Origin of the sequence: Micromonospora purpureochromogenes, from assembly GCF_900091515.1 — a bacterium.
In the GTDB taxonomy this organism is placed as follows: Bacteria; Actinomycetota; Actinomycetes; order Mycobacteriales; family Micromonosporaceae; genus Micromonospora; species Micromonospora purpureochromogenes.
In genome coordinates this window covers 4,770,648-4,791,055 of the sequence record NZ_LT607410.1, presented here as the reverse complement: position 1 = coordinate 4,791,055, position 20,408 = coordinate 4,770,648, and the positions used below count along the sequence as shown (strand labels likewise).

At 74.1% G+C, this 20,408-nt stretch carries 21 protein-coding genes; 12 read left to right on the top strand and 9 right to left on the bottom strand.

Annotated features, from left to right (window positions below):
- The first annotated feature begins 25 nt into the window (after positions 1–25).
- Both GA0074696_RS22125 and GA0074696_RS22120 read left to right on the top strand, forming a co-directional pair.
- Positions 26–1,549, top strand: a complete 1,524-nt coding sequence (locus GA0074696_RS22125) for an APC family permease (protein WP_088962879.1) — start codon at positions 26–28, stop codon at positions 1,547–1,549.
- Entirely contained in the window at positions 1,546–2,139 is a 594-nt protein-coding gene (locus GA0074696_RS22120) for a GNAT family N-acetyltransferase (RefSeq protein WP_088962878.1), read from the top strand. Before GA0074696_RS22125 ends, GA0074696_RS22120 begins: the two co-directional genes overlap by 4 nt.
- A gap of 108 nt (positions 2,140–2,247) precedes the next feature.
- On the opposite strand, the gene GA0074696_RS22115 is transcribed toward GA0074696_RS22120, so the two are convergent.
- Positions 2,248–3,072: a SigB/SigF/SigG family RNA polymerase sigma factor gene (locus GA0074696_RS22115; RefSeq protein ID WP_088962877.1), complete on the bottom strand. Its 825-nt coding sequence runs from the start codon at positions 3,070–3,072 to the stop codon at positions 2,248–2,250.
- Between the two features lie 376 nt (positions 3,073–3,448).
- Here GA0074696_RS22115 and GA0074696_RS22110 point away from each other — a divergent pair, with 376 nt between their 5' ends.
- Positions 3,449–4,225 (top strand): acetoacetate decarboxylase family protein, encoded by a 777-nt coding sequence (locus tag GA0074696_RS22110; protein ID WP_231925110.1) that lies wholly within the window; start codon positions 3,449–3,451, stop codon positions 4,223–4,225.
- Here GA0074696_RS22110 and GA0074696_RS22105 read toward each other — a convergent pair.
- Positions 4,154–5,743, bottom strand: a complete 1,590-nt coding sequence (locus tag GA0074696_RS22105) for a phospholipase D family protein (protein WP_088962876.1) — start codon at positions 5,741–5,743, stop codon at positions 4,154–4,156. The two genes, GA0074696_RS22110 and GA0074696_RS22105, sit on opposite strands and share 72 nt — an antisense overlap.
- Positions 5,744–5,879: 136 nt before the next feature.
- Here GA0074696_RS22105 and GA0074696_RS32315 point away from each other — a divergent pair, with 136 nt between their 5' ends.
- Positions 5,880–6,008 (top strand): hypothetical protein, encoded by a 129-nt coding sequence (locus GA0074696_RS32315; RefSeq protein WP_257028442.1) that lies wholly within the window; start codon positions 5,880–5,882, stop codon positions 6,006–6,008.
- 47 nt (positions 6,009–6,055) lie between these two features.
- Here the strand turns inward: GA0074696_RS32315 and GA0074696_RS22100 are convergent, their stop codons facing one another.
- Both GA0074696_RS22100 and GA0074696_RS22095 read right to left on the bottom strand, forming a co-directional pair.
- Entirely contained in the window at positions 6,056–7,042 is a 987-nt protein-coding gene (locus GA0074696_RS22100; RefSeq protein WP_088962875.1) for a pirin family protein, read from the bottom strand.
- Positions 7,043–7,052: 10 nt separating this feature from the next.
- Positions 7,053–7,532 carry a MarR family winged helix-turn-helix transcriptional regulator gene (locus tag GA0074696_RS22095; RefSeq protein WP_088962874.1) on the bottom strand — a complete coding sequence of 160 codons (480 nt, stop codon included), beginning with the start codon at positions 7,530–7,532 and terminating at the stop codon, positions 7,053–7,055.
- A gap of 159 nt (positions 7,533–7,691) precedes the next feature.
- Here GA0074696_RS22095 and GA0074696_RS22090 point away from each other — a divergent pair, with 159 nt between their 5' ends.
- Both GA0074696_RS22090 and GA0074696_RS22085 read left to right on the top strand, forming a co-directional pair.
- Positions 7,692–8,234: a GNAT family N-acetyltransferase gene (locus GA0074696_RS22090; RefSeq protein WP_088962873.1), complete on the top strand. Its 543-nt coding sequence runs from the start codon at positions 7,692–7,694 to the stop codon at positions 8,232–8,234.
- 9 nt (positions 8,235–8,243) lie between these two features.
- Positions 8,244–8,834, top strand: coding sequence for a DUF1684 domain-containing protein (locus GA0074696_RS22085; RefSeq protein ID WP_088962872.1), 591 nt, complete (start codon positions 8,244–8,246; stop codon positions 8,832–8,834).
- A 52-nt stretch (positions 8,835–8,886) separates the two neighbouring features.
- On the opposite strand, the gene GA0074696_RS22080 is transcribed toward GA0074696_RS22085, so the two are convergent.
- Positions 8,887–9,474, bottom strand: coding sequence for a general stress protein (locus GA0074696_RS22080; RefSeq protein WP_088962871.1), 588 nt, complete (start codon positions 9,472–9,474; stop codon positions 8,887–8,889).
- Between the two features lie 108 nt (positions 9,475–9,582).
- On the opposite strand from GA0074696_RS22080, the gene GA0074696_RS22075 reads away from it, so the two are divergent.
- From GA0074696_RS22075 to GA0074696_RS22065, 3 genes are read left to right on the top strand one after another with little or no spacing between them, the layout of a single operon-like run.
- Positions 9,583–11,430, top strand: a complete 1,848-nt coding sequence (locus tag GA0074696_RS22075; protein ID WP_088962870.1) for a glycoside hydrolase family 15 protein — start codon at positions 9,583–9,585, stop codon at positions 11,428–11,430.
- Positions 11,430–12,209, top strand: a complete 780-nt coding sequence (locus GA0074696_RS22070) for a glucose 1-dehydrogenase (RefSeq protein WP_088962869.1) — start codon at positions 11,430–11,432, stop codon at positions 12,207–12,209. The genes GA0074696_RS22075 and GA0074696_RS22070 overlap by 1 nt, the downstream gene beginning before the upstream one ends.
- A gap of 49 nt (positions 12,210–12,258) precedes the next feature.
- Positions 12,259–12,759 (top strand): metallophosphoesterase family protein, encoded by a 501-nt coding sequence (locus GA0074696_RS22065; protein WP_088962868.1) that lies wholly within the window; start codon positions 12,259–12,261, stop codon positions 12,757–12,759.
- Between the two features lie 3 nt (positions 12,760–12,762).
- Here GA0074696_RS22065 and GA0074696_RS22060 read toward each other — a convergent pair whose 3' ends face one another.
- Positions 12,763–12,978 carry a DUF3072 domain-containing protein gene (locus GA0074696_RS22060; RefSeq protein WP_088962867.1) on the bottom strand — a complete coding sequence of 72 codons (216 nt, stop codon included), beginning with the start codon at positions 12,976–12,978 and terminating at the stop codon, positions 12,763–12,765.
- A gap of 100 nt (positions 12,979–13,078) precedes the next feature.
- On the opposite strand from GA0074696_RS22060, the gene GA0074696_RS22055 reads away from it, so the two are divergent.
- Both GA0074696_RS22055 and GA0074696_RS22050 read left to right on the top strand, forming a co-directional pair.
- Positions 13,079–14,026 (top strand): NAD(P)/FAD-dependent oxidoreductase, encoded by a 948-nt coding sequence (locus GA0074696_RS22055; protein ID WP_088964715.1) that lies wholly within the window; start codon positions 13,079–13,081, stop codon positions 14,024–14,026.
- 99 nt (positions 14,027–14,125) lie between these two features.
- A complete protein-coding gene (locus GA0074696_RS22050) occupies positions 14,126–15,118 on the top strand; it encodes an anti-sigma factor RsbA family regulatory protein (protein ID WP_172894380.1) in 993 nt (330 codons plus the stop codon).
- Here GA0074696_RS22050 and GA0074696_RS22045 read toward each other — a convergent pair.
- The 3 genes from GA0074696_RS22045 to GA0074696_RS22035 form a co-directional block, all read right to left on the bottom strand.
- Positions 15,077–16,363, bottom strand: coding sequence for a cation:proton antiporter (locus tag GA0074696_RS22045; RefSeq protein WP_088962865.1), 1,287 nt, complete (start codon positions 16,361–16,363; stop codon positions 15,077–15,079). The two genes, GA0074696_RS22050 and GA0074696_RS22045, sit on opposite strands and share 42 nt — an antisense overlap.
- A gap of 68 nt (positions 16,364–16,431) precedes the next feature.
- The gene (locus GA0074696_RS22040) at positions 16,432–17,145 is read right to left on the bottom strand and encodes an HAD family hydrolase (protein ID WP_088962864.1); all 714 of its coding nucleotides are present in this window, start codon (positions 17,143–17,145) and stop codon (positions 16,432–16,434) included.
- Positions 17,146–17,187: 42 nt separating this feature from the next.
- Positions 17,188–19,314, bottom strand: a complete 2,127-nt coding sequence (locus GA0074696_RS22035) for an ATP-binding SpoIIE family protein phosphatase (RefSeq protein ID WP_088962863.1) — start codon at positions 19,312–19,314, stop codon at positions 17,188–17,190.
- Between the two features lie 201 nt (positions 19,315–19,515).
- Here GA0074696_RS22035 and GA0074696_RS22030 point away from each other — a divergent pair, with 201 nt between their 5' ends.
- Positions 19,516–20,391, top strand: a complete 876-nt coding sequence (locus GA0074696_RS22030; RefSeq protein WP_088962862.1) for a mechanosensitive ion channel family protein — start codon at positions 19,516–19,518, stop codon at positions 20,389–20,391.
- Positions 20,392–20,408: the final 17 nt, after the last annotated feature.

Below are 20,408 nucleotides of genomic sequence, written 5' to 3'. Positions count from 1 at the left end.
CCCCCCTCGAACCGGAGCCGCCCCCATGTCTCCCACGTCGACGCTGGAACGCCCCAGCAACGTCTCCGACGCCCTGGCCCGTGGCCGGTTGGGCGTCCCCTCGGTCATTTTCTTCGTCCTCTCCGCCGCCGCGCCGTTCACGGTGGTCGCCGGGGTGGTCACCACCGGGTACGCGGTCACCGGCGTGACCGGCATCCCGCTGGCCTTCCTGGCGGTCGCGGCGGTGCTCGTGCTCTTCTCCGTCGGCTACGTGGCGATGGCCCGCCGGGTCGCCAACGCCGGCGCGTTCTACGCGTACATCTCCCGCGGGTTGGGCCGGCCGGCCGGCGTCGGCGCGGCCTGGGTGGCGCTGATCGCGTACAACGCCCTGCAGGTCGGGCTCTACGGCACCATCGGCATCGCCGCCGAGCCGGTGCTCGACCGGCTTTTCGGCGGGCACCCGCAGTGGTGGGTGGTGGCCCTGGTCGCCTGGGGCCTGGTCGCCGTGCTGGGCCTGCTGCGGGTCGACATCAACGGGCTGGTGCTGGCGGTGCTGCTGGTCACCGAGATCGCGGTGATCGTGGTCTACGACCTCGCCCAGCTCACCCACCCGGCCGGCGGGGAGGTCAGCGTCGCCGCGCTGTCGCCGGAGAACCTCTTCGTGTCGGGCGCCGGGGCGGCGCTCGTGCTCGCCATCACCGGCTTCGTCGGCTTCGAGTCCTCGGTGGTGTTCAGCGAGGAGAGCAAGGACCCGCGCCGGACGGTGCCGATGGCCACCTACCTCTCGGTCGCGATCATCGCGGCGCTCTACGCCCTGTCGTCCTGGACGATGACGGTGGCCACCGGGCCGGACCGGATCGCCGAGCGGGCCGGCCAGGACAGCGTCCTGCTCATCTTCAACCTGGCCGGCGAGCACCTCGGCGACACCGCGGTGCTGATCGGCCAGGCGCTCTTCGTGACGTCCGTGCTGGCCGCGATGATCTCGTTTCACAACACCACCGCCCGGTACGCCTTCGCGCTCGGCCGGGAGCGGGTGCTGCCCCCCGCGTTCGGGCAGACCTCGCCGCGCACCGGGTCGCCCCGGGTGGCGTCGCTCGCGCAGAGCGTCCTCGGTCTGGTGGTGATCGTGCTGTACGCGGTGAACGGCTGGGACCCGGTGCTGAAGCTGTTCTACTGGGCCGGCACCGGCGGCGGCTTCGGGGTGCTGCTGCTGATCGCGGCCACCTCGGCCGCGGTCATCTCGTTCTTCGCCCGGCAGGGGGTGCGGGAGACCCTCTGGCGGCGGGCGATCGCCCCGGGCCTGGCGGCGCTCGCGCTGGCCGTGATCATCGTGGTGGCGCTGGACAACTTCGCCACCCTGCTCGGCGTCGCGCCGGACTCCCCGCTGCGCTGGGCGATCCCCGCGGTCTACCCGGTCGCCGCGCTGCTCGGCGTGCTCTGGGGCCTGGTCCTGCGCCGCAGCCGCCCCGACGTGTACGCCCGGATCGGCCTGGGCGCGGAGAGCGCCGCGGCGGCCGTGCTGCCGGAGCCGGGCCCGCCGACGCCGGCCGGGGCGGGGGTACGGCGGTGACCGCACTGACCGTCGAGCGGCTCGGGCCGGCGGAGACCCGGGCGGTCGCCGAGCGGATCGCCGGCGCGTTCCACGAGCTGGCGGCGACGCGGTGGCTGGTGCCGGACGCCGCCAAGCGGGAGGCCGTGCTGGCGGACAACTTCGAGATCCTGGTCGAGTACGCGATGCGGCACGGCCTGGTCCACGCCACCGCCGACCGGTCCGGCGTCGCGGTCTGGTTCCCGCAGTCCGGCGACCCGGCGCCGCCACCGGCCGACTACGACGAGCGGCTGGCCGCGGCCTGCGGCGAGTGGACCGAGCGGTTCCAGCATCTCGACACGCTGTTCGAGGCGCACCACCCGCACGCCGACCACCACCACCTGGCGTTCCTGGCGGTGGCTCCGCAGCGGCAGGGGCGGGGCGTCGGCACCGCCCTGCTGCGGCACCACCACGCGGCGCTGGACGCGGCCGGCGTGCCGGCGTACCTGGAGGCGAGCAGCGAGCGCAGCCGCGACCTGTACGCCCGGCACGGCTACCGGGTTGGCGAGCCGTTCCGGCTGCCCGACGGCTCCCCGTTCTACCCGATGTGGCGCGAGCCCGGCAGCCGCTGAGCCCGGTACCCGACGGGAGCACGGAAAGGCCCGGTCGGCGAACCGCCGACCGGGCCCGAAGGACGCGACGGTGACCGGGTCCGCCGACCCGGCCGCCGTCAGCGCACCCTAGTAGGTTCCGTCGAGCTGACCCCGCAGCTTGGTCAGCGCCCGGGCCAGCAGCCGCGAGACGTGCATCTGCGAGACGCCGATCTGCTCGGCGATCTGCGACTGGGTCAGGTTGCCGTAGAAGCGCAGGGTGAGGATCTTCTGCTCGCGCTCGTCGAGCGTGGCGAGCGCCGGGCCGAGGGCCACCCGCAGCTCGGCCAGCTCGAACTCGCTGTCCTCGCCGCCGAGCATGTCGCCCAGCTCGGTCGCCCGGTCGCCGTCGCCGGTCGGGGTGGACAGCGACACCGCGTTGTACGCGCGGGCACCCTCCAGGCCTTCCAGGACCTCTTCCTCGGTGAGCTTGAGGTGGGCGGCGATGTCGGCGACCGTCGGCGAGCGGCCGAGGGTCTGCAGCAGCGAGCTGTTGGCGTCGGAGATGGCCAGCCGCAGCTCCTGGAGGCGGCGGGGCACCCGGATGTCCCACGTGCGGTCGCGGAAGTGCCGCTTCAGCTCACCGATGATGGTCGGGATGGCGTAGCCGGCGAAGTCGACGCCGCGGGAGGGGTCGAACTTGTCGATCGCCTTGATGAGGCCGACGGCGGCGGTCTGCGCCAGGTCGTCGGTGGGCTCGCCGCGACCGCTGTAGCGGTGGGCGAGGTGGTTGGCGAGCGGCAGCCAGGCTTCGATCGCCCGGTCCCGCATCGCGGCGCGGGACGGATGGTTGGCGGGCAGCGCGGCCATCGCGTTGAGCAGGTCGGCGGCGCTGTCGGTGAGCGCGCGCGGGTCCAGCTTCTCGGTGGTCGGCGCGGCGGTGGCCGGCTGCTCAGTGGTCGCTGGCGCGGTCATGGGTGGTCCTCCCTGCACCTCGTCCGCGGACAAAAAGACGTGACGCTTTGGTTTAGCTTCAGATGGTCCGTTCGGGACTCACCTTAGCCCGATCGGCTTGACGAAATCTAGCCGAAAGGACGATGTACTTAAGTAATTTCGAGTCATGAAAGGCACGCAACGGACAAAAACGTGCCGTCTTGTGATCACCGTTACCGGGTCGCTCGACCGATGGCGGTGTCCGACGGACTCCCGTTCGTCCCGTCCGGTCGGCTGCCCGGCCCGACCGACCGGTCAATCGTGAAACCGACATGGGGACGAGTGTCGGCTTTCCGTCGTTGTCCCGTTGACAGGACCGCACGTAGCGTCGGCCTACACCCATCGGTACGGAGGCGTCGTGCTGGACCCCGCGGATCCGCAACTCGTCGTCGACAGTCGCACGCTGCACTTCAGCTGGCTGCCGGCGGATCCGGACGCCGTCGCCGCGCTCGTGCCGCCCGGCCTGCGGCCCCGCCGGGACCGGCAGGTCTTCATGAACCAGTACGTGGTGGAGGACGACTCCCAGACCTCCGGCTTCGGCGCCTACTCGCTGACCTACCTCGGGGTGGCCCTGGAGGGGGTGAACGCGCCCGGTGGGGTGAGGCCGGGCGGCTGGTGGACGCACTACGTCACCTCCAGCCCGCTGGTGCGGGAGTACGCGGCCGCCCGCGGCGCTCCCGCGGTGCTCGGCCGGACCAGCATCGAGGTGCGGGGCGAGGCGCTGGTCGCCGAGACCGTGGCCGACGGGTCGCCGCTGATCCGGGCCCGGGCGCGGGTCGGCGAGACCGGGCACGTGGTCCACGCCGGGCACAACCGCTACTTCACCCGCTGCGCCGGGCAGCTGGTCAGCTCCGTCTACCCGTTCATCTCCGAGACGGTCGACCCGTTCGAGATCGAGTCGGTGGAGTTCCTGGAGCCCGGGCACCCGGTCTACGCGCTGCGCCCGGAGAACCCGCTGCTGATCACCTGGGGCTTCTACGCCCCGCGTACCGCGTTCGCGTACCCGGGTGGGCTGACCCCGTACCCCGGGCAGCAGGCGCGGGCGGAGGCGCGTGGCGACGCCTCACCACGTGCCGGCGCGCCGGGCCCGCAGCGGTCTGCCGTCCGGGTCGTAGACCAGCCGGTACGCCGGTAGCGCCCAGAGCCGGGTCAGCCAGGGCAGCCGTTCCGGCCGGTGCGGGCGCAGCCGGCCCGGGGGCCGGGGGCCCTGCCGGCCGCCGTCGTACCACCGCTGGAGGGCGTCGGCCGCCGAGATGATCGCCTGCACCGCCGCTTCCGGGTCCAGCAGGTCGGCGTCCTCGCCGCCGGCCGGGTCGCGGTCGAGGTGCTCGCGCCACAGCCGCAGCCGCAGCTCCCGGGCGAAGACCCGGGCGCCGTCGCCCGCGCCGGCCGGATCGGTGGGCGCCCGCTCGTCGCGGGTGTCGTCGAGCACCGCGCAGGACAGCTCGCTGTCGTGCGTCCAGGACCGGCGGTTGAAGTTGTCGCTGCCCACGCTCGCCCAGACGTCGTCGACCACGCAGATCTTCGCGTGCACGTAGACCGGCTCGCCCTCGCGGTTCTCCAGGTCGAACACGTGCACCCGGTCCGGGGCGGCCTTGTCGCAGAGCGAGAGCGCCTGCTCGCGGCCGACCATGTTCGGCGGCAGGGCCAGCCGGCCGTCCACGTCCGGGTAGCGGGGCACCACCGCCACCAGGTGCAGGTCGCGGTTGTCCCGCAGCGCGTCGGCGAACAGCTCGGCCACCTCGGTGGACCACAGGTACTGGTCCTCCAGGTAGATCAGCCGGCGGGCCCGGCGTACCGCCTTGGTGTAGCCACGGGCCACGGTGCGCTCGCCGTCCGGCGCGAAGGAGTAGCGCGGGCGGACCGCCGGGTAGGTGCGCAGCACCTGGATCCGGTGCGGGCCGCAGGGCGGCGGGTCGGCCGGCTGCTCGGGCAGGGGATCGGGGCTGAGGTCGGCGCCGCGCAGCCGGTCGCGCAGGTAGGCCAGCGGATTCTCCGAGTCCAGCGGCATCGGATCCGTCCAGCGCTCCCGGAACGTGGTGTCCAGCGCGCCGACCACCGGACCGCGGACGGCGAGCTGCACGTCGTGCCAGGGCGGGTGCGGGCCGTACCGGGGGGACATCTGCACGGCCTGCGGGTCGCCCCGGTGCGCCGCGTCGTCGCGCCGGCTGTGGCACAGGTCGATGCCGCCCGCGAAGGCGATGTCGCGCTCCGGCGCCCCGGGGTGGCGCAGTACCACCAGCTTCTGGTGGTGCGAGCCGCCGCGCCGGACCCGCTGGTCGAGCAGCACCTCGCCGCCGGCCGCGCAGATCGCCTCGCTGAGGCTGCGGTTCTCCGCCTCGCTGTAGGAGAGGGCGTCGAGGTGGGAGCGCCAGATCAGCCCCTTGACCACGACGCCCCGCTGAGCGGCCCCGGCGAAGAGCTGGACCACCGTCGGTCCGTCCGGGCGCATCCGCTGGTCCGGGTCGCCACGCCAGTCGGTGAAGAACAGGTGGTCACCGGCGCGCAGCGCCTCCACCTCGCTGACCAGCCGGTCGAAGTACGCCGCACCGTGAATCAACGGCTCGGCGAGGTTTCCCGCCGTCCAGACGGGTAACACCGAGACCGGGTTGGCGCGTTCGTCAGCGGTCAGGAACCAATCCTGGATCGCCACGTTCCAGCCCCCCGAGGTCGTCGACAACGTCCTCACGGTAGGTGTCCTGCCGCCGGTACGCACGCCGGGCCTGCTCCGCGTGCCCTGGTGGTGGCACCTGTCGGACCCGAGACGCGCACAGCGAGGAGGCCACACCATGCCCGCCGAGACGACGAACCCCGTGACCGAGTACCGCCCTCAGGCGGTGGAGAGTGAACGGGGTGCGCTGTTGGCGGTGTTGCTCATGGTGATCCTCGGGGTCGCCGGAATCTTCGCCGTCTCCTGAGGCCGACGCGGGGCGCCCCGGGGGGACCGGGGCGCCCTGGCGTGCGATCAGGGACGGTCGCCCTGGCCGCCGGTGTGCGGCAGCCGCTTGGCGGGGACGACCCCGAGCCGGCCGGCCTGGAAGTCCTCGAAGGCCCGGACCAGTTCAGCGCGGGTGTTCATCACGAACGGCCCGTAGTGCGCCACCGGCTCCCGGATCGGCCGGCCACCCATGATGAAGAGGTCCAGCGCCGGGGTGTTGGCGTCCTGCCGGGCGTCGGCGGTGACCCGCAGCGCGTCGCCCGGCCCGTGCACGGCCAGCTGGCCGGTGCGCACCGGCCGCCGGTCGGTGCCGACGGTGCCGCGGCCGCCCAGCACGTAGACCAGCGCGTTGAAGTTCGGCCGCCAGGGCAGGCTCAGCTCGGCGCCGGGCTGGAGCGTCACGTGCGCGATGGTGATCGGGGTGTGGGTCGAGCCCGGGCCCCGGTGCCCGGCCACCTCGCCGGCGATCACCCGGATCAGCGCCCCACCGTCCGGCGTGGTGAGCAGCGCCGCCTCCCGGCCCCGGATGTCCTGGTAGCGCGGCGGCTTCATCTTCGCCACCTTGGGCAGGTTGACCCAGAGCTGGAGGCCGTGGAAGAGGCCGCCGCTCGTCACCAGGTGCTCCGGCGGCGCCTCGATGTGCAGCAGGCCACGGCCGGCGGTCATCCACTGGGTGTCGCCGTTGGTGATGGTGCCGCCACCACCCTGCGAGTCCTGGTGGTCCATGATCCCGTCGATCATGTAGGTCACGGTCTCGAAGCCGCGGTGCGGGTGCCACGAGGTGCCCTTCGGCTCGCCCGGGGCGTAGTCCACCTCACCCATCTGGTCCAGGTGGATGAACGGGTCCAGCTCGGTCGTCGGCACCCCGGCGAAGGCCCGGCGCACCGGGAAGCCCTCGCCCTCGTAGCCGCGCGGGGCGGTGATCAGGCGGCGTACCGGACGGAAGTCGGTGCTCTCGTCGAGCCGGGGCAGGCGGGGCAGGACGAGGACGTCGTCGACGGTGATGGCGGGCATCGCGAACTCCTTAGTCGCTCAGGGTGGACGACGCGTCGCGGTCGGCGCGCAGGCGCCGGCCGAGTCGTTCGAAGACCCGGGTCAGGGTGGCGACCTCGGCGTCGTCGAGGTCGTCCATCAGGTGCCGGCGGACCGAGGCCAGGTGCCCCGGTGCGGCCTCGCGCAGGGCGAGCAGCCCGGCGGCGGTCAGCACCGCCTCGCTGCCCCGGCGGTCCTGCGGGCAGGACTCCCGGGCGACCAGCCCACGCCGCTGCATGGACGTGATCTGGTAGGTCAGCCGGCTGGGGGAGAAGACCAGGCGGTCGGCCAGCTCGCCCATCCGCAGCCGCTGCCCAGGAGCCTCGGCGAGCAGGACCAGCACGTGGTAGTCGGCGAAGCTCAGGCCGCGGTCGGCGCGCAGATCGTCCTCCAGCTGGGTGAACAACCGCTGACTCGCCTCGATGTACGCGCGCCAGCCGGCCATCCGCGCGCTGTCCAGACTCTCCGTCACGGCTACGACTGTAGCACTCCTTCAAATTTAAACAAGCCCTCTTTGAGCTGCCGGCGGCCGGCGGAGCGAGGGCGAGCGGGCGGGCATTTCAGTTGTGAAGGAAGACGATCGGCGGAAAGCGCGGGCGGGTCGGCGGCACCCCGTGCCACACTCCGGCCCGTGGATCCCGTCGAGCTGACCGCCCCGGGCCTGCTGCTGCGCGCCTGGCGGGCGCGGGACGCCCGCGCCGTGCTCGCCGCGCTGCGGGAACCCGAGGTCGAGCGGTGGAACCCGCAGGGCGTCCGGGACGAGGCCGGGGCGCGCGAGTGGCTGCGCCGGCGCGCGGACCCGACGGCGTTGGACCGGCTGTCCCTGGCGGTGACCGACGCGGCCGACGGCAGCCTGCTCGGCGGGGCCTCGCTCTTCCAGATCCACGACGGCAACGCCTCGATCGGCTACTGGACGGCCGCCGCCGCGCGAGGCCGGGGGGTGGCCTCCCGGGCCGTCACCGCGCTCGGCGGGTGGGCCTTCGCCCACCTGGGGGTGCACCGCATCGAGCTCTGCCACGCGGTCGCCAACCCGGCCTCCTGCCGGGTCGCCGCGCGGGCCGGGTACCCGATCGAGGGCACCATGCGCGACTCCCACCGGTACGGCGACGGCCGCCGCCACGACGAGCACCTGCACGCCCGGCTGGCGACGGACCCTGACCCGGGGCCCGGCTAGGCTCGGCGGGTGGACGATCTCGAGCTGCTCGACTGGCGGGAGCGGGTGGCCCGGCTCTACCTCTCCGACCTCGACCTGGCCGGCTTCCGGGCGGCCCGCGACGAGCTGTTCGCGGGGCACCCGCAGAGTCCGGTGCCCGCCGCCGACCGGGCGGCCTTCACCGGGCTGGGCTGGTTCCCGCCGAACCCGGAGGCCGTCGTGGAGGCGGCGCTGCGCCCCGCCTCGGGCACCGAGAGCATCGACACCGGCGGCCCGGACGGCGTGGTGACCTACCGGCGGGTGGCGGTGGCGCAGACCCCGTGGGGCCCGCTGACCCTGTGGTGGATCGAGGCGTACGGGGGCGGGCTCTTCGTGCCGCTGCGCGACGGCACCTGCGGCCGGGAGAGCTACGGCGGCGGCCGGTACCTGACCGACACCGTCAAGGGCACGTACGGCCGGGGGCTCACCGTGCTGCCCGGCGGGCGGGTACGCCTGGACGGCAACTACCTCTACAACCCGAGCTGCGCCTACGACGACCGGTGGGCCTGCCCGCTCGCCCCGCGGGAGAACCGGGTGGACGTGCCGATCCGGGCCGGCGAGCTGGCGTACCACCGGGCCTGACCCCACGTCGCGACGCCCCGGCGCGTGGTGCGCCGGGGCGTCGGGAACGTGCTCAGCGGGCGGTCGCGCCGGTCGGGGTGAGGTGCATCCGGCCCAGCAGCTGACGCGCCTGGTCGGCGAGGTTCGCGTCCACGGTCACCGCGTACTGGCCGGCGCGCAGCGAACTGGCCGAGGTGAAGTCGCGCTGGCCGCCGGACATGGCGTGCGCGACCGCACCGAAGACGGCACCCCAGATCGCGCCGATGACCAGCCCGACCAGGATCACCGCCAGCCAGTTGCCGACCGTGAAGATGCCGAACAGCAGGCCGATGAAGAGCCCGAACCAGGCTCCGGTGCCCGCGCCGAGCAACGCGGCCCGCCCGGTCGTCAACCGCCCGAGCACGGTCTCCACCAGGGTCAGGTTCGTCCCCACGATCGCGGTGTGTTCCACCGGGAACCGGTTGTCGGCCAGGTAGTCCACCACCCGCTGCGCGGACGGATAGTCCGGGTACGAGCCGATCGTCACGGTGGGCGACCCGGTCTGCGGGCCGTGCCCGTCACCGCTGGGCGCGGCCGGCCGGCCGGCCGGACCGGACGGGAGGTTCTCGTCGCCCGGCATCCCGGGACGCCAGGCCGCGGTCGGGTTCGAGGGTCTGGTCATCGCTGCCTCCTTCGTCGACCACCCGTCTTCCCGACGGTCCCCACCGGTAACGCCCAACCACGGCCGACGTCGAGGAATGCTGCTTCGCCGGCCCGGGTAGGCACCGGCGTGCAGAGCGGACGGATCAGTGAGCACGGGTTCCTGGCCGACGGCAGCAGCGCCGTGCTGGTGGATCGTGCCGGCTCGGTGAACTGGTGGTGCCCCGCCCGGTTCGACGCGCCGTCGGCGTTCGGGCGGCTGCTCGACGACCGGGCGGGGCACTGGTCGATCCGGCCCGAGGGCGGGTACACCAGCGAACGCTCCTACCTGGACGACACGCTGGTGCTGCGTACCGTCTTCACCACCGCGACCGGCGCGGTGGCCGTCACCGACGCCCTGGCGCTGGAGCCCGGGGCGCGCGGGCACGACATCGGCCGGCGTTCCCCGCGGGTGCTCGCCCGGGTGGTCGAGGGACTCGCCGGCGAGGTGCCGGTGCTGGTGGACTACCAGCCCCGGTTCGAGTACGGGAGGGTCAGCGCCTACCTGACGAACTCCGATGGAATGATCGACGCGGCCGGCGGCGGCTGCCGACTGCGACTGCGCGCCGACGTCGCGCTGGACTGCGGGGAGGACGGAGCCACCGCCCGGATCACGGTCCGCGCCGGCGAGACCTACCGCTTCACCCTCGGGCACGCCCCGGCCTACGGCGACGCGCAGCCGGCCACGCCCGACGCCGACCAGGTGGTCGCCGACGCCGTCGCCGGCTGGCGGTCCTGGGCGGGGCTGCACGACGACTACCAGGGCCGCTACCGCGACGCCGTGCGGCGCAGCGCGATGGTGGTGCAGGGCATGACCTACGGGCCCAGCGGAGCGGTGGTGGCCGCGGCGACCACGTCGCTGCCCGAGCAGCTGGGCGGTGACCGCAACTACGACTACCGCTTCGTCTGGGTGCGCGACTTCAGCCTCACCCTCCAGGCGCTCTGGCTGGCGGCCTGCCCGGACGAGGCGAACCGGCAGTTCTCCTGGGTGGGCCAGGCGATGGGCCGGATCGGCGACGAGCCGGTGCCGATCATGTACGGCGTCGACGGCGGACGGGACCTCACCGAGCACGCCCTCGGCCACCTCTCCGGCTACGACGGCAGCCGGCCGGTCCTGGTCGGCAACGACGCCTGGCGGCAGCGGCAGACCGACGTGCTGGGCGAGATCCTCGACGCGGCGTGGCTGATGCGGTACTACCTGGATCCGATGTCGCCGGACGTTCGCCGCCTGCTGCGCGCGCTGGCCGACCGGGCGGTGTCGGACTGGCGGCGGCCGGATGCCGGGATGTGGGAGGCGCGCGACGCTGAGCGGCACTACGTCTCGTCCAAGGTGCAGTGCTGGACGGCGCTGGACCGGGCGGTCCGCTTCGGCTCCCGGCTGGGCGACCCGGCGGACGTGGCCCGCTGGGCGGCGGCCCGCGACGAGGTGCGGGCGGCGGTGCTCACGCGCGGCTGGAACGAGCGGCTCGGCGCCTTCACCGGGGCCTTCGACTCCGACCAGCTGGACGCCTCGGTGCTGCTCATGCCGCTGGTCGACTTCCTGCCGGCGGACGACCCCCGGATGCGCTCCACGATGGACGTGGTGGAGCGGAGGCTGTCTCGCGACGGCCTGCTGCGCCGCTGGGAGGACGATCCTGCGGGCTTCGTCATCTGCTCGTTCTGGCTGGTCGGCTGCCTGGCCAGGGCGGGGGAGCGGGACCGGGCGGGCCGGGTGTTCGAACAGCTCGCCGCCCGGGTGAACGACCTCGGGCTGTACGCCGAGCAGATCGACCAGGTGACCGGCGAACACCTCGGCAACTTCCCGCAGGCGTTCTCGCACATCGGCCTGATCAACGCGGCGGGTCATCTCACCGCCGCCGACGAGCGGGCCCGCAGGGCCGCGGAAGGCGACCGACAGCCCGTGCCGGCCGGTACGGGACCCAGGGAGGGAGCACGCTGATGACCGGACGACTGGCAGGCAGGACCGCCCTGATCACCGGCTCGGACTCGGGGATCGGGCAGGCCACGGCGATCGAGTTCGGCCGCGAGGGCGCCGACGTGGTGGTGCACTACCTGCACGACCACGCCGGGGCGAACCACACCAGGGCCGAGGTGGAGAAGGCCGGCCAGCGGGCCATGGTGGTGCAGGGCGACATCAGCGTCGAGCAGCAGGTGGAGGCGATGTTCGACGAGGCGCTGGCCGAGTTCGGCGTGCTGGACATCCTGATGAACGACGCGGGGGTGGACGCCTCCGGCATCCCGGTGGCCGACCTGGACACCGAGACCTGGGACCGGGCCATCCGGATCAACGTCTACGGGACGTTCTTCTGCTCCCGCCGGTTCGTGCGGCACCGCCGCGACCAGGGCGGGCAGGGAAAGATCATCAACATCACCTCGATCCACCAGGAGGTGGCCCGGGCCGGCGGCGCGGACTACGACACCAGCAAGGGCGCGATGTTGGAGTTCGCCAAGAGCCTCGCCCTGGAGGTGGCGCCGATGCGGATGAACGTCAACAACATCGGACCCGGGATGGTGCTCACCCCGTTCAACCAGCGGGCCATCGACGACCCGCAGTACCTGGAGGAACAGGTGCAGTCCATCCCGTGGAAGCGGGCCGCCCAGCCCGGCGAGATCGCCAAGCTGGCCGTCTTCCTCGCCAGCGCCGACGCCGACTACGTCACCGGGTCGACGTACTTCATGGACGGCGGCCTGATGCAGAACCAGGGCCAGGGCGCCTGATCGCGCGCCGGGTGTCCACCCGGCTCCAGGACTGGCGGAGAATGACGGGATGCGCCTGGTCATCCTCGCCGACACCCACGTACCGAAGCGGGCGCGCGACCTGCCGGCGCCCGTCTGGTCGGCGGTGGAGGCCGCCGACGTGGTGGTGCACGCCGGCGACTGGGTCGACGCGGCGCTGCTCGACGCGATGACCGCCCGGGCCCGCCGGCTCGTCGGCGTGTACGGCAACAACGACGGCCCGGAGCTGCGGGCCCGACTGCCCGAGGTGGCCCGGGTCGACCTGGACGGCCTGCGGGTGGCGGTGGTGCACGAGACCGGGCCGAGGACCCGGCGGGAGGAGCGCTGCGCGACCCGCTTCCCCGACCGGGACCTGCTGATCTTCGGCCACTCGCACATCCCGTGGGACAGCGTCGCCCCCGGCGGGTTGCGGCTGCTCAACCCCGGCTCGCCCACCGACCGGCGGTCCCAGCCGTACGCCACCTACCTGACCGCCCGGGTGGCGGCGGGGCGGCTCGACGAGGTCGAGCTGCACCGCCTGCCCCCGCGCTGAGGGTCACCGGCCCCGGCCGGTCTCCTCCTGCAACTCGTCGATCCGCCGGGACGCCTCGGCCTTGGTCAGGTCGTCCGGCACCTCCTCGCCGGCCTCCCGGGCCAGCGTGTGCAGGTACGACTCCTGGGCGGCGGTCGGCGGCTCCTCGCCGGTCACCCAGTCGTCCGGGTCCTTGATCGCACCCCGCGGGTCGGGTTGCTGCCTGTTGCGGTCGGCCATGGTGTCCACCTTTCTTCGAACAGGTGTACCCCTACCCATGGTGTCGGTCCTTCATGCCGCCCGCCGACGACCCGCATACGATCACCCGGTGAACTCGGGCGTGATCGTGGTGGGAGCCGGCATCGCCGGCGTGGCGTGCGCGACGGAGCTGGTCCGGGCGGGCGTTGACGTGCAGATCCGGGAACGGGGCCGGGTGGCGGGCGGGCGGATGGCCAGCCGCCGCTTCGACGGCCGCCCCGCCGACACCGGCGCCGCGTACCTCACCGTCGACGACCCCGACTTCGCCGAGGTCGTGCGGGGGTGGCGGGCCGCCGGACTGGTCCGGGAGTGGACCGACACCTTCGTGGCGTACGGCCCGGACGGCCGGCGCGAGGTGACCGGTCCGACCCGCTGGGCCGCTCCGCGCGGCCTGCGCTCACTGGTCGAGGAGCTGGCCCGCGACCTGCCGGTGAGCGTGGACCGGCTGGTCATGTCGGTGCGGCCGGGCCCGACGGTGGACGGAGCCGGGTGCGCCGGGGTGGCCCTGTGCATGCCCGGCCCCCAGGCGGCGCTGCTGCTCGACCCGGAGCTGGCCGACGCGACGCGCGCCGCGCTGGAGCAGCGTTGGGCGCCGACGCTCACCGCGGTGCTGAGGTTCCCGAGCCGCCGCTGGCCCGACTTCCGGGGCGCCTTCGTCAACGACCACCCGCTGCTCGCGCTGGTCTGCGACGACGGCGACCGGCGCGGCGACGGCGCCGCGGTGCTCGTCGCGCACACCACGCCGGAGTTCGCCGCCGGCCACCTGGCCCAGCCCACCGCCGCGGGGCCGGCCGTCGAGGAGGCGGTGCGCGACCTGCTCGGGCTGCCCGAGCAGGCGGAGCTGGTGCACGTGCACCGCTGGACGTACGCCCGCCCGACCGCCGGCGGGGACGGGACGTACCACCTCGACGACGACGGGGTCGGGCTGGCCGGCGACGCGTTCGGCCGGCCCCGGGTGCAGAGCGCCTGGCGCTCCGGGCGGGACCTGGGGCGGGCCCTGGCCGAGCGGGTGCTCGCCGTGCGTGGCTGACCGGTACCGGTGCGCGCACCGGCCGCCGACGGGGGCGTATCGTCGCCTCGGGGGAGGTGTGCGCGACGTGGACGGGGATTCCGGACGGCGGGGGACGGCGTGACCCGGCGGGGCCTGCGGCACGACGCGCTGCTCTACGCCGACGACCACGACTACCTCGACGCCATCACCGCCTTCGTGGCGGCCGGCCGGGCGGCCGACGAGCCGGTCCTGGTCGCCGTTCCCGCGTACCGGCTCGCCCAGGTCGGGACCGCTCTCGCCGGGGTCGCCGGGGTGACCCTGGCCGACATGAGCGCCATCGGGCGCAACCCGGCGGCGATCATCCCCACCGCCCTGCGCGACTTCGTGCACCGGTTCCCCGGCCGCCGGCTGCGCATCGTGGGGGAGTCGCTCTGGCCGGGTCGCCGGCCGGCGGCGTACCGGCACTGCGTCGAGCACGAAGCCATGATCAACCTGGCGCTCCGGGCGTACCCGGTGAGCGCGCTCTGCCTCTTCGACCGCTCCCGGCTGCCCGCCGACGCCCTCGCCGACGTGGGGCGGAACCACCCCTTCGTACGCAGCGGGGCGCTGGCCCGGCCCAGCGCCGGCTACCAGCATCCCGAGACGGTGCTGGCCGACTGCGCCGAGGCGCTGCCCCCGGCCCCGGCCGACGCGGCGACGCTGCGGGTGGAGGCGGCCGGCCTGGCCGCGCTGCGGGCCGCCGTCGCCGCCACCGCCGTCGCCGCCGGACTGCCCGCCGACCGCGTCGACGACCTGCGGATCGCCGTCACCGAACTGGCCGCCAACGCGATCACCCACGCGGGCGGTCCCGCCACGGCCCGCTGGTGGGTGGCGGCGCCGGACGAGCTGGTCTGCGAGATCAGCAGCCATGGCAGGCTGGCCGACCCGCTCGCCGGCCGGATCCCGGCCCCGCCGTCGGCCGAGCGGGGACGCGGGCTGCTGCTCGTGCAGCAGCTCTGCGACCTGGTCGACATCCGCACGGTCGACGGTGGCACCACCGTCCGGGTGCACCTGGACCTGCCGGCGCCGGCCACGGTGCCCGCGCCGCGGTCAGCCCCGGACGCCGCCGAGTGCGGGCTCGCCCCGCTCTGACGGGTCGGCGGTGCGCTCGCCCGCCCGGTCGAGCAGCTGCATGACCGGGGTCGCGGCGATCCCGTGCACCACCACGGACACCACCACCACTAGCCCGACGGTCGCCCAGATCAGGTCGGCCTGGGGAAAGTCGGTCCTGCTGGTCGCGTACGCCAGGTAGTAGAACGACCCGACGCCACGGATGCCGAACAGCGAGATCACCCAGTGCTCGGCCGGTCGGCCGGGCGCGCCCCGCAGCGACAGCCAGGCCACCAGCGGCCGGACCACGAAGAGCAGGGCCAGTCCGACCGCCGCCGCCGGCCAGGTCAGCGGGGCCAGCAGGCCGTCGATCACCGCGCCGCCGAAGAGCAGCAGCAACAGCACCGTCAGCAGCCGCTCGACCTGCTCGGCGAAGTCGTGCAGCACCGAGTGGAACTCGTGGGTCCGCTCGGCCGCCCGGATCGCCCGCGCGGCCACGAAGACGGCCAGGAAGCCGTACCCGCCGACCACCTCCACCAGCCCGTACGCCAGGAAGGTGGCGGCCAGGGCGAGGAAGCCCTCGGCGTGCCGGGCCAGCCGTAGCTCGCTGGGGGCGCGGAAGAACAGCTTGCCGAGCAGCCAGCCGATGAGCAGGCCGCCCCCGATGCCGACGGCGAGCTTGTAGAGCACGTCGACGGTGAACCAGTCGGCGAGCCAGTCCGCCGGGGCGAGGCTGGTGGTGGCGATGGCGATGGCGGCGTACACGAACGGGAACGCCAGCCCGTCGTTCAGGCCGGCCTCCGAGGTGAGGGCGAAGCGGACCTCGTCCTCGGAGTCCTCCACGTCGGTGGGCTCGCCCACCTGCACGTCGGCGGCGAGCACCGGGTCGGTCGGGGCCAGCGCCGCCCCCAGCAGCAGCGCGGCGGCCGGTACCAGGCCGGCCCACCACCAGCCGAGCAGCGTCACCGCCGCGACGCACACCGGCATCGCGATCGCCAGCAGGCGCCAGGTGGACGACCACCGCCGCCAGCTCAACGGTCGGTCGATCTTGAGGCCGGCGCCCATCAGGGCGACGATCACCCCGATCTCGGTCAGGTGGGTGGTCAGCTCCGGATGGGCCAGCGGGTCCGGCGACGGCAGCCCGGTGGGCAGCAGGAAGACCAGCATGCCCAGCCCGAGGAACGCGATCGGCATGGACAGCGGGCGGCGCTCCAGCACCCGGGGCAGGATCCCGGCCAGCAGGGCGCCCACGCCCACCAGCGCGAACGCGACATCGACCGGTTCCACGGCACCACCTCTCGCACCTCGCCCGCGCCCGCGCGCGAGGTGGGGACTGTGCCCCGTGCTCCGGGAGGCTAAGCCTCGGTGTCCGGCTTGTCCCGCGGTGACGTCCGCCGCGGTGTGCGGAGGGGGGAGTCGGCCAGCGCGGCCAGCAGGGCCGCCGGGTCGTCGTAGACGGCGACCGCGCCCGCCCCGGCCAGCTCACCTCGGCTGGTGCCGCCGCAGGTCAGCCCGACGCAGGGGATGTCGAGCTTGGCGGCGGCGGCGACGTCCCAGACCGAGTCGCCGACGAAGACCACCCGCCGGGCGTCCAGGCCGGACTGCTCCAGGGCGGCCACCAGGATGTCCGGCGCCGGCTTGCTCTGTTGCGCGTCGGCCGACGAGGTGACGGTGTCGACCGCGTCGTCGGCGTCCAACGCGGCGCGCAACGCCCCGACCTCGTGCTCGGCGGCGGAGGTGGCGAGCACCACCCGCAGGCCCCCGGCGGCGCAGGCGCGCAGCAGTTCCGCCGCGCCGGGCAGCGGGGCGAGGCGCTCCCAGTACTCGGCGAAGAGGCTGTCGTGCGCGTCGCGCAGCTTGCCGTCGGCGGCCCGATCCCGTTCCGGGCCGAGCAGGTGGTCCAGGAGCTTGTCCGAGCCCATCCCGATGGACCGGTGGATCAGCGACATCGGCACCCGGTGCTCGGCCTGCCGCAGCGCCTCCCACCAGCTCACCGTGTGCAGGTAGGTGGTGTCGACCAGCGTGCCGTCGACGTCGAAGAGGACGCCGGAGGGACCTTCTGCGCTCATGGGCGTCCTCCTACCCCGCTCGGGCGGCGCTGACGCCCGTGCTCATCCCGCCGGGATGAGGATCTCGAACCAGACCGTCGAACCACGGACCGTGGGGTCGGTGCCCCAGGCGTCGGAGAGCTGCTCGATCAGGCCGAGGCCCCGGCCCCGGCTGCTCAACGTGTCGGTCTGCGCCCGGGTCACGGTGCCCCGGGTGCCCGAGTCGGCGACCGAGACCAGCAGCCGCTCCGGGCTGAGGTCGATCTCCACCCGGGCGGCCGTGCCGGCGTGCAGCAGCGCGTTGGTGGTCAGCTCGCTGGTGCACAGCACCGCCGCGCCGATCACCGCCTCCGGCACCCGCCAGTCGGTCAGCTGCCCGGTCAGCCAGTGCCGCACCCGGCTCGGTGCGGTCGGCTCGGCCGGCATCTCCATGCTCGCCGAGCGGCTCGGCTTCAGCGCGTGCTCCACCGCCAGTACCGCGACGTCGTCCTCGGTCGCCCCGTCCACCGCGCCGGTGGCCACCGCGCAGAGCGCGCGCGGGTCGCCGCTGGCCGCGTGGGCCACCGCCGTGACCAGTACGTCCAGCCCCGCGGTGAGGCTCTGCCGCCGCCGTTCGACCACCCCGTCGCTGTACAGCAACAGGGTGTCCCCGGGCTGGAACGGCACGGTCGCGGTACGCGGCCGGCAGCCCAGCCCCAGCGGGGCGCCCGCCGGCAGCTCGACGAAGGCGGCCGTCGCCGAGCCGTCGGGGTGGCAGCGCCGGATCAGCGGCGGCGGATGCCCGGCGCTGGCCAGCGTGATCTCGCCGCGGTCGGCGTCCACCACGCCGAAGACCACGGTGACGAAGAGTTCCTGGGTGCCGGTCTCGGTGCCGAGGCTGGCCACCAGCCGGTCCAGCCCGGTGAGCACGGCGTCCGGGCGCGGATCGGCCAGCGCGAGGGCGCGCAGCGCCGCGCGTACCTGGCCCATCCGGGCTGCCGCCTGCACGTCGTGGCCGGCGACGTCGCCGAGGACCACGCCCAGGTCGCCGGTGGGCAGCACGAAGGCGTCGTAGAAGTCACCGCCGGCGGCGTTGCCGTCGACGCCCGGGTCGTACCGGGCGGCGATGCGCAGCCGGGGCAGCGCCGGCAGCCGCTCCGGCAGCATGCTGCGTTGCAGCAGCTGGGCGGTGCCGTGCTGGGTCTCGAACCGGCGGGCCCGCTCGGCCGCCTGGCCGACCAGCTCCGCCGAGGCGGCCAGCAACGCCCGCTCCGCCGCCGACCAGCCGTGCGGCGTCCGGTAGCCGACGGCGAGGCCGCCGCGGATCACCGAGGAGCGCAGCGGCAGCGCGGCCAGCGAGCGGATCTTCTGGTCGTGCCGGTCGATCGCGCTCGCCCGCAGCGGTTCGCCGTCGCCGACGAAGTACGGCACGCCGCTGCGCGCGGTCACCACCACCGGGGTGGGGGAGTCCGCGGAGGTGGGCCGCCACAGCGGCGGCAGCCGCTCGTCGGCCTCGTCGAGCAGTTCGCCCCGGATGCGCCGGACCATCCGCCAGCCGGGGCCGTCGTCGACGGCGAAGGTCACCCGGTCGGCGTCGAAGGAGTGCAGCGCGTAGCGCAGGGTCACCCGGGCCACGTCGTCGAGGGTGAGCGTGCCGGAGAGCGCGGCGGCGAAGTCGCTGAGGCTCTGCAACTGCTGGGTGAGCTGGGTGGTCTGCGCGGCCACGGTGAGCACGCCGACGATCCGGCCGGTGCTGTCGCGCACCGGCGAGTGGCCGCGGGTGAAGACGGCGTGGTCGCCGGCGGCGGCCAGGTGCCGGTCGACCGGCAGCATCGACTCCCGCTGGAGGAAGGACTCGCCCCGCCGGTAGGCCCGTTCGATCACGTCGCCCACCCCGGGGGTGTGCCACAGGTCCGCGAAGACCTCACCGGCGGGCCGGCCGAGGGCGTCCGGGTGCCGGTCTCCGATCAGCTCGGAGTAGCCCTGGTTGTAGAGCAGCACGAACTCGTCGCCGTAGTAGAGCGCCATCGGCACCGGCGAGGAGAGGATCACGTCGACCAGGGCGCGTACCGCCGGGTCCCAGCCCTGCGGCGGCCCGAGCGGGGTGCCCGCCCAGGGGTGGGCGAGCACGGCCGCCGCCACCTGCGAGACCGGGGCCGGTCCGGGGGCGGCGGGTGGTGGCGTGGGGACTCGCCCGACCGTGCCTGGCATGTCACGCAGCCTAGCCGGAGCGTCGCGCAGAGGTTTGGATCATGCCCCCCGACCGTGCCGGACGGCCCGCCGGCGGTGATGTTAGGGCAGGTCAGGAGGCCTTTAGGGGGACATGTCGGGAAATTGATCCAGGGTGTCGCGGCGTGCACCCTGAGCGACCGGGTATCCGCCCGGCGCAGTCCATGCGACAGGAGGGACATCATGCCGGAAACCCTTGCGGTCAGGCAGGCCGACATCGGCGACGCCGTGGCCGACATGTGGAGGTCGGTGCTGCTCTTCATCCCGAGGGCGATCGCGTTCATCGCGATCCTCGTGGTGGGCTGGATCATCGCCCGAGCGGTACTCAAAATCGTGGACAAGGTACTGGAACGGGTGGGGTTCGACCGGGCGGTCGAACGGGGTGGCATCAAACGCGCCCTGGAACGCACGAAGTACGACGCCAGTGACATCCTGGCGAAGCTCGCGTACTACGCGGTCCTGCTGTTCACCCTGCAGTTCGCCTTCGGGGTGTGGGGACCCAACGCGATCAGTGACCTGATCCGCGGCGTGGTGGCCTGGCTGCCGCGCGCGTTCGTGGCCATCGTCATCGTGGTCGTGGCGGCCGCGATCGCCAACGCCGTCCGGGACCTGGTCACCGGCGCGCTGGGCGGCCTCTCGTACGGCCGGATCCTCGGCGACCTGGTGGCGGTCTTCATCCTGGCGCTCGGCATCATCGCCGCGCTGAACCAGGTGGGCGTCGCCACCACGGTGACCACGCCGGTGCTGATCGCGGTGCTCGCCACGGTGGCCGGCATCCTGATCGTCGGCGTCGGCGGTGGTCTGGTGAAGCCGATGCAGAGCCGCTGGGACCGCTGGCTGGACCGGATGGCCGAGGAGTCGCGGGCGATCCAGGTGCACCGCCAGGCCCAGGCGGCCGGGCGGGGCGACATGAGCCGGCAGATGGCCGACCGGGGCGGCGAGCGCGTCGCTCCCATGGCGAGCGCCGAGGAGGCCAGGGCGGCGGCCGGGGGCCGGGGGACGTACCAGTCCGGCAACGTGGGCGAGGAGACCCAGCAGTTCCGCCGGCCGGGGACCTGAGTCGGAGGCGTACCGGT